General features: G+C 35.1%; 1 protein-coding gene. It reads right to left on the bottom strand.

The genetic code is table 11. From position 1 onward, the window contains the following. Positions 1 to 153 precede the first annotated feature (153 nt). Positions 154 to 447: a hypothetical protein gene (locus tag AC1D7X_RS25820; RefSeq protein WP_495476440.1), complete on the bottom strand. Its 294-nt coding sequence runs from the start codon at positions 445 to 447 to the stop codon at positions 154 to 156. Positions 448 to 680: the final 233 nt, after the last annotated feature.

The raw sequence follows: 680 nt of genomic DNA on the forward strand, positions 1-680 counted from the left end.
TTCAGGATACATGGTTCCGTCATTCCCATCCTCGGTTGTAAAGTTAGATTTCATTTCATGAAATCTCTGTTTTTTCGCGCTGTAAAGCGCTTATACAGAACTTGTCATACTGTCCCGTTAGCTTAATCTTCGGATGATTGTTATTTTAGCTTATCAACGGTTCGTACTTCTGTATTTGTTCATTAGATTAAAAACTAAGTAAACAGCACTTGTACAGAGCAAGAAAATTCTATCAAGTTTGAGGTTCAGTGCGGTATTACTTCCACTGAAAATATATTCATTGTAAAAGAAATGATTTTCAAGAGTATAAGAACGTCCTGAAGCATCCATAACGATTTTACTGCCGATAACATCAGCCAACCAACACGCCAAGATATAAGCGAGTAATAGAACCGATATTACTAATAATTTTTTATACATTCGTGTAAAATCACTACTTTTTTTCATTGTGGATCTCTCTCTCTCTCTTAAATATTAGATTAGTCTACAACTACTTACTCTCTCTCATTTTTCCATTTATATCCTATACGTAGAAACTCCAGTTTTGTTGCACTAAACTGCCCGTTAGCGTAACGAAGGGCTGCTGTTTGGCTGCCCTCATAAAATTAAACTATCGTTACCTGTTAGCTTAATAAGGGGGTAATTAAAATCAACAAAAATGAAGCACCAGTCAGTATAAG

The sequence above is a fragment of the Paenibacillus sp. Y568 genome, assembly GCF_059445545.1.